5 protein-coding genes and 1 pseudogene are annotated in these 6,536 nt (G+C 63.8%); 2 read left to right on the top strand and 4 right to left on the bottom strand.

Going from position 1 to position 6,536, the window contains the following annotated elements; all coding sequences use genetic code 11:
• Together F3J20_RS03875 and F3J20_RS03870 are read left to right on the top strand one after the other, a co-directional pair.
• Positions 1-210: pseudogene (locus F3J20_RS03875) on the top strand (hypothetical protein); the annotation flags it as partial.
• Positions 211-756: 546 nt separating this feature from the next.
• Positions 757-1,941, top strand: coding sequence for a porin (locus F3J20_RS03870; protein WP_167044500.1), 1,185 nt, complete (start codon positions 757-759; stop codon positions 1,939-1,941).
• Positions 1,942-2,053: 112 nt separating this feature from the next.
• On the opposite strand, the gene F3J20_RS03865 is transcribed toward F3J20_RS03870, so the two are convergent.
• The 4 genes from F3J20_RS03865 to F3J20_RS03850 all read right to left on the bottom strand — a co-directional run bounded on the left by F3J20_RS03865 (position 2,054) and on the right by F3J20_RS03850 (position 6,497).
• Positions 2,054-2,935 (bottom strand): proteasome-type protease, encoded by an 882-nt coding sequence (locus F3J20_RS03865; protein WP_167282037.1) that lies wholly within the window; start codon positions 2,933-2,935, stop codon positions 2,054-2,056.
• Between the two features lie 210 nt (positions 2,936-3,145).
• Positions 3,146-3,946, bottom strand: a complete 801-nt coding sequence (locus F3J20_RS03860; protein ID WP_167044506.1) for a transglutaminase family protein — start codon at positions 3,944-3,946, stop codon at positions 3,146-3,148.
• 12 nt (positions 3,947-3,958) lie between these two features.
• Positions 3,959-4,909 carry an alpha-E domain-containing protein gene (locus F3J20_RS03855; protein WP_167282035.1) on the bottom strand — a complete coding sequence of 317 codons (951 nt, stop codon included), beginning with the start codon at positions 4,907-4,909 and terminating at the stop codon, positions 3,959-3,961.
• Positions 4,910-5,087: 178 nt separating this feature from the next.
• A complete protein-coding gene (locus tag F3J20_RS03850; RefSeq protein WP_167282033.1) occupies positions 5,088-6,497 on the bottom strand; it encodes a circularly permuted type 2 ATP-grasp protein in 1,410 nt (469 codons plus the stop codon).
• Positions 6,498-6,536: the final 39 nt, after the last annotated feature.

Below are 6,536 nucleotides of genomic sequence, written 5' to 3'. Positions count from 1 at the left end.
CTCGGCCGCAAGCTGCTCGAGACCGAGGCGCACGCCACCCGCATGGCCGCCGGCGCGCTCGTCGAAGCCCACCGCCAGGCCAAGGCCGCCGATCGCTACGTCCGGCGCAACCCGTGGACCTCCGTGCTACTCGCCGCGGCGGCCGGCCTCGCGGCAGCGGCGGTCACGCGCCGCGGCACGGGCACGGACACAGGCACGGGCAAACGCTGAACCGGCCCGCGATGCCGCCGGGCCGACGGATGCCGAACTGAAGCGTCATCGCCTGGAACGCGCCGGCCCGCACCGAACCGGTCATTCTGCTCCGCCTCCACCCGCCCACGCGAAATCGTCCCCCGGCCCCGCATCGCGAAACGCGCATCACTCGCCCGAGGTTGCACCCCTCGCTTCGCGAAAGGTTGCGCCTGCGCACAACCGGCCATTTCTGTCCAGATCATCGGGTCGCCGCCCTCACGGCCGTTTTTACGCTTTCGCTACAAAATCGACTGGACGTGTAGACGACTAGATTACATTTCACCTGCAATTCAGTTCAATATATGGATTTATTCACATTGTCACTATCGACAAATCAACAATAATGCTTATTTATCCAATAAATATTTCGCAAATAGAAATAATCGTTGACAGGCTTTAAATACAAGGATTTAGGTCGTTTGTCAGCTTTTTACGACATTCTTTTTTTTCCTGTTCTTACCGATTGGACCCGTGAGCTATTCTGCTTTCCGCAACAACGAACAATCATCTGCGTGGAGAATTTGGATGAAACGAATCGCACTGTCGACTCTCTCGCTGACGCTGCTCGGCGTCACCGGAATGGCTCACGCTCAAAGCAGCGTGACTCTTTATGGCCTGATCGATGAATCGGTCCAATACGTGAACAACGCAACGCCGCACGGCGGCAGCGTGGTCAAGCTGTTCCAGGGCAATCTGCAAGGTAGCCGTTTTGGCCTGAAAGGCTCGGAAGACCTCGGCGGCGGCCTGAAGGCAATCTTCCAGTTGGAAAACGGCTTTGATGTGAACACCGGCGCACTGTCGTCGAGCGGCACGATTTTCAATCGCCAGTCTTTCGTCGGTCTGTCGGGCGACAACTGGGGCACGCTGACGGCCGGCCGTCAGTACGACCCGCTGGTCGACATGATCCAGCCGCTCACGGGTGACGGCTACTTCGGCAGCACGTTCGCGACGCCGGGTGACGTCGACAACAACGACAACAGCTTCCGCGTGAACAATTCGGTCAAGTACGTCTCGCCGGTATGGAGCGGCTTCCAGATCGAAGGCATGTACGCACTGGGCGGCGTCGCGGGTTCGACGGGTTCGGGCCAGACGTGGTCGGGCGCGGCAACCTATGCAACGGGTCCGTTCAGCGTCGCGGCCGGCTACCTGCATGCCAGCAACGCCAACTCGCTCGCTTCGCGTACCGCGGCAGGCGGCTGGGCAGGCACGGCAGGCGGCACGTTCGACTCCGCTTTCCCGGATAACGCCGGCATCAACAGCGCCTACGCGTTCTCGAAGGCAATCGGCATCGCTTCGGCAGCCGTGCAGTACGTGACGGGTCCGTTCACGGCCAACCTGAGCTACAGCAACGCGCAATACAAGCCGGACGCGAACTCGGGCTTCCAGACGACGCAGAAGTTCAACGTCGGCCGCGCTTACCTCGGCTACCAGGTCACGCCGGCAGCGCTGCTCGGTATCGGCTACGCGTACACGCGCGGCACCGGCGACGCAACCGCGACGTACAACCAGGTTTCGCTCGGCGGCAGCTACGCGCTGTCGAAGCGCACCGACCTGTACACGGTCGCCGCATGGCAACATGCGAGCGGCGACCAGCGCGATCCGGCCACCGGCGGCCTCGTGGCGGCAACGGCGTCGATCGGCTCGTACGGCAACCAGTCGAGCACCGACAACCAGGTCATGGTCAGCGTCGGTATCCGTCACAAGTTCTGATTGGACTTCTAACGGATTCGGTACGCGGCGCGCGAGCCGCGTACCCGAAAACGAAAGCCAGCCAAAGGCGATGCCGATGGCTGGCTTTTTTTCGTCCCGAGATCAGGCGGACCTAGCGCCGCTGCGACTTGCCTCGCTCGGCCTGCGCGAGCGTCTGCGCGGGCGTCGCCTCGCTTTCGTGCCCGATGCCGTCCGCGCCGACGGGCGCGCGATACCGCACGAGCGCCTGCTCCGATTGCGCCGCCGGCGCGCCGAGCGAGTCCTGCCAGTCCGGGTCGGGAATCTCGGCGAACACCTGACGCAGCCGCTCGCCCCACGTGCGGTGAATCATGTCGAAGTACGCGTTGTCGCGGTCGATCGACACGAAGCGCGTCACGCGCAGCGCGTCCTTTTCGTAGACGAGCAGATCGAGCGGCAGACCGACCGACAGGTTCGAGCGCAGCGTCGAGTCCATCGAGATCAGCGCGGACTTCGCGGCTTCGCCGAGCGGCGTGGACGGCGTCAGCACACGGTCGATGATCGGCTTGCCGTACTTCGCCTCGCCGATCTGGAAATACGGATTCACAGCCGATGCTTCGATGAAATTGCCGGCCGCGTAGATCATGAAAAGACGCATGCGGCTACCCGCGATCTGCCCGCCGAGAATGAAGCTGCAATTGAAGTCCACACCGAACTTCTGCAACGCGTCGGCCTCGCGCTGATGCACGCGACGCACCGCATGGCCGACCACGCGCGCCGCATCGGCCATCGTCGGCGCGTTCCAGAGCGTGGGCTGCGCGGCATCGCCGGCATCGGCGGGCTCGGACAGTTCGTGCAGCACCGCCTGCGTGAGCGACAGATTGCCGGCGCCGAGCAGCACGAGCAAACGTTCGCCGGGTTGCTCGAACACCGACATCTTGCGGGCGGTGCTGATGTGATCGACACCCGCATTGGTGCGCGTGTCCGACAGAAACACGAGGCCATCGTTGACGGCCATCGCTACGCAATAGGTCATGAGGAATCCGCAAGAGGCAACTGAACGGCGCTATTGTAATGCGGCGCCGATGTACCTCTTATCGGTGTTGACAGCCTTTTTGCATCTCGCTGACGAAAAACTGTCAGCGACGTGCAGGCACGATGAACGAACAACCGACGTGCACGCGAACCCCGTCTTCACGCGTGCAGCGATACGCCGGTTCGTCACCGAAACTCCACGAGATTGCAATCACTGCGCCATCTGCGCGCTGACCGTCACCGACACATCGAGCTTCTCTTCGAGTCCGCCGATACGCCGGCCGCGCACCGGGGCCGCCGCTTCGTAATCGCGCGCGACCGCGAGCCGGCAGTAGCGCTCGCTCGCAAACGCGGCATGCGTGACGTCGATGGAAACCCAGCCCGTGCCGTCGAGCCACACGTCGACCCATGCATGACTCGCCGAATGCGGCACGTCGCCGGGCTCGATATAGCCGCTCACGTAACGCGCCGGCACGCCGCGCGCGCGGCAGCATGCGAGCATCAGATGCGCGTGGTCCTGGCATACGCCGTTGCCGAGCGCCAGCGCTTCGGCGGCCGTGCTGCTGACCTCGGTAATGCCGGCGCGGTATTTCACGCGCTCGACGATCTGCCCGGACAGCGCGATCAGCCCCGCCGGACTCGCGAGACCCGGCACCGTCGCCGCGAGTTCGCGGATCGCCGCATCGGCTTCGGTCAGGCGCGTCGCGCAGGTGAAATGTTCGAGCGGAATCGGGCCGGGCGGATCGCGCAGCACGCCGTCGGCGAGCGGCACCGTTTCCACCTCGCCCGTCACGCGCAAATGAATCTCGCTGTGCGGCTTGTTGATGACCAGCGTATGCAGCACGTTGCCGTACGCGTCGAGCGCGGCGTCGAGCTTGCCGGGCGCGTCGATGCTCCAGCGCCGCACGGTCTGCGAGGCGCCGCTCGCGGGCGTAAGGCGCAGCTGCTGGATCGAATAATGAACCGTCGCTTCGTAGCGATAGGACGTGTCGTGGCGGATCGTCAGGTACATGGGAAAACTCCGTCAGGCGACCGGCAGCATCAGATAGGTACGTGCCACCAGATTGCCGAGCTCGAATACGCGCGCGAGGAACTGCGTCAGATAAGCGTGCAGGCCGGTTTCGAAAATCTGCCGGATGTCGGCATACAGCAACTCGGCACGCAGCTTGCCGGCAAAACGTTCGCACAGGTTCGAGCCCGAGGTGCGCAGCATCGCGAGATTCGAACAGACGCCGTCGAGCGAAGCGAGCAGCGAGCGCGGCATCTGCTGGTTCAGGATCATCAGTTCGACCACGCGCGCGGGCGTCACGACGTCGCGATACACCTTGCGATAGATTTCGAGCGCCGATACCGAACTGAGGATCGAAGTCCAGTAATAGAAGTCTTCGAGCTGGCGCGCGGCGTCGCGCGAATTCGGCTCGACGTTGGCAAAACGCACGTCGAGAATCCGCGCGGTGTTGTCGGCACGCTCCAGATACGTGCCGAGCTGCGTGAAGAAGAACGCGTCGTCCTGCAGCGCGGTGCCAATCGTCACGCCGCGCGACAGATGCGAGCGGAACTTGACCCATTCGAACAGCGCGCCCGGATTGCTCGCGGCCTGGCCGCTCGAAAGCCGCTCGCTGAATTCGAGCCACGTATCGTTGATGGTCTCCCACCATTCGGTCGTGAGCGTGCCGCGCACGGCTCGCGCGTTTTCGCGCGCGGCCTGCAGGCACGAATGAATACTCGACAGATTGCCCGCATCGGCAATCATGAAGTCGAGCACGTGCTCGCGCGTCGCTTCCTCGTGGCGTTGCGCGAAGACGCTTTCGAGTTCGGAGATGCGCAGCACCGAACGCTGCGCGCGGGCCTCCTGTTCGGGCGTTTGCGGCAAAAGCTGCGCCTTCAGGTTGATATCGAGCATGCGGGCGGTGTTCTCCGCGCGCTCCATATAGCGGGCCATCCAGAAAAGGTGATCGGCGGTTCGGCTAAGCATGACGGCGTTCCATATCTGAGAGCTGATTACGCGGGGCCTTCGTCAGCAGCGAAGGTCCGCGCTGGTTATCCGTAAGCGCCGGCGGCGCGCTGCGTACCGCTACCGGTGCGTCGGGCTGCATGCGCGGCGCCGTTTCAGGCCTTGATACAAGGCATAAACGGGCACGACGGCAGCCGCGTCAGTCGACCATCCACGTATCTTTGGTCCCGCCTCCCTGCGAAGAATTGACGACGAGCGAGCCCTCCTGCAACGCGACGCGCGTGAGACCGCCCGCCACCATCGTGGTGGTCTTGCCGGACAGCACGAAGGGCCGCAGGTCGATATGGCGCGGCGCGATGCCCGCTTCGACGAAGGTCGGACAGGCGGACAGCGCAAGCGTGGGCTGTGCGATATAGCCGGCCGGCCGCGCGATCAGACGCTCGCGGAACGCCTCGACTTCGGCATGCGTCGAGGCGGGGCCGACCAGCATCCCGTAGCCGCCCGCGCCGTGCACTTCCTTCACCACGAGTTCGGGCAGATGCGCGAGCGTGTAGGCCAGATCGTCGGGCTTGCGGCACTGGAACGTCGGCACGTTGTTGAGGATCGGCTTCTCGCCGAGGTAGAACCCGATCATCTCGGGCACGTAGGGGTAGATCGATTTGTCGTCGGCGATGCCGGTGCCCATCGCGTTCGCGAGCGCGACGCGGCCCGCGCGATACGCGTTCAGGAGACCCGGCACGCCGAGCACCGAATCGGGGCGAAACGCGAGCGGATCGAGAAAGTCGTCGTCGACGCGCCGGTAGATCACGTCGACGCGCTTCGGCCCCTGCGTCGTGCGCATGAACACGTAGTTGTCGTCGACGAAGAGATCCTTGCCCTCGACGAGTTCGACGCCCATCTGCTGCGCGAGAAACGTATGTTCGAAATAGGCGGAGTTGTACATGCCCGGCGTGAGCACGACGACGACCGGCTCGTCGACACCTTCGGGCGCCACCGAGCGCAACGTGTCGAGCAGCAGATCGGGATAGTGCGCGACCGGCGCGATGCGGTTCTGCACGAACAGCTCGGGAAACAGCCGCATCATCATCTTGCGGTTTTCGAGCATATAGGAAACGCCCGACGGCACCCGCAGATTGTCTTCGAGCACGTAGAACTCGCCTTCGTCGCCGGCACGCACCACATCGACGCCGGCGATATGCGCGTAAACACCGAGCGGCACGTCGACGCCCTGCATCTCCGGACGATACTGCGCATTGGTATAGACCTGCTCGGCCGGCACGATGCCCGCGCGCACGATGTTGCGATCGTGATAGACGTCGTGGATGAACAGGTTGAGCGCCTGCACGCGCTGACGCAAGCCGGCTTCGAGCGTCTGCCATTCGCCGCGCGGAATGATGCGCGGGATCAGATCGAACGGAATCAGCCGCTCCGTACCGGACAGATCGCCGTTCACCGCGAAGGTGATGCCGACGCGCCGGAACAGCAGGTCGGCTTCGGCACGCTTGCGCGCGATCGCCTCGTCGCCCTGCCGCGCCAGCCAGCGCTCGAAGCGCGCGTAATGCGGCCGTACGCCATCGTCCTGATGGCGCATCTCGTCATAGCATCGCATCTCAGCCCCACTCTTGTTGTCGGATAGAAGGCGAATGCG

Source organism: Paraburkholderia sp. Cy-641, assembly GCF_011752945.1.
In the GTDB taxonomy this organism is placed as follows: Bacteria; Pseudomonadota; Gammaproteobacteria; order Burkholderiales; family Burkholderiaceae; genus Paraburkholderia.
This window is presented reverse-complemented; position numbering and strand designations above follow the sequence as displayed.